An 894-nucleotide genomic window follows, 5' to 3' on the forward strand; every position below is an offset into this window, starting at 1 on the left:
TCGCAGCACTTCGCCCCGCCGAGCTCACGCTCGACGGGGCGAAGTAGAACCAACCCCCGAATTCGCCAACAGCATCCGCACCGGCCCGGGGGCGCCGTATGCACGGACGGTCGACGAGATGTTGCCGCCCCCGTCACCCTCGGTGACGCTGAGCGGGACGTCACCGGGCTTCAGCGTGCGCGCGGAGTGGACCGCGCCGGCCCTGGTTGCGCCGAAGGAGTGAACGCCATGAGGGTCCTGCTGCACGCCCATGTCGACACGGAGTCCGGGAACGAGGCGATCCGCAACGGCAAGATGCCGGAGCTGATGAAGTCGGTGATGGAGCAGCTCAAGCCGGAGGCGGCCTACTTCTTCCCCAGCATGGGCAGGCGCTCCTGCATCTTCGTCTTCGATATGCCGGACCCTTCGCAGCTGCCTGTCGTGTCGGAGAAGTTCTTCATGGAACTTGGCGCGGAGGTCGAGGTCGTGCCCGTGATGAACGCCGACGACCTCAAGAAGGGCCTCCAGACCCTCCAGTCCCGCCAAGGCTGACCCTGCCCTGCCGCCTGGCCTCCGCCACAGGCGGCAGGGCAGGCGCCCCAGCTGCGTTCTTCACCCCCGCCCGGCGCTCCGGCACCACGGGCAGCGTCCGAGACTCTGCCGGGGGGACCGGCGCCGGCCGGCCGGTGGGTGGCCGTCCGGGTGGGTCCGTACGCGCCACCGCGCACCACCTCTGACCGGCTCGGCCCACCCTCCTGGCCGCAGGCGGCCGCCCCGACTGGCCCTTGCGGTGGAACGTCGGCATCCGCCCGGCCCGGTCTGCGGGGCGGCTGCGGCGGGCCGAGGTGATGCTGCTCGCATGCAGCTTGCCGCCTTCGCCCTCGCCGCCGCTCTCCTGGGCCTCTCCACCGCCCC

General features: G+C 71.5%; 1 protein-coding gene. It reads left to right on the forward strand.

All coding sequences use genetic code 11. The annotated features are described in order from the left end of the window. Positions 1-228: 228 nt before the first annotated feature. Entirely contained in the window at positions 229-531 is a 303-nt protein-coding gene (locus IEZ01_RS34260; RefSeq protein WP_019891745.1) for a DUF3303 family protein, read from the forward strand. Positions 532-894: the final 363 nt, after the last annotated feature.

This window comes from Streptomyces purpureus (assembly GCF_014648195.1).
Taxonomy (GTDB): Bacteria; Actinomycetota; Actinomycetes; order Streptomycetales; family Streptomycetaceae; genus Streptomyces; species Streptomyces purpureus.

Bases quoted from the DNA above. Each gene is read 5' to 3' on its own strand.
- IEZ01_RS34260 (WP_019891745.1), top strand. From the start codon at position 229: ATGAGGGTCCTGCTGCACGCCCATGTCGACACGGAGTCCGGGAACGAG.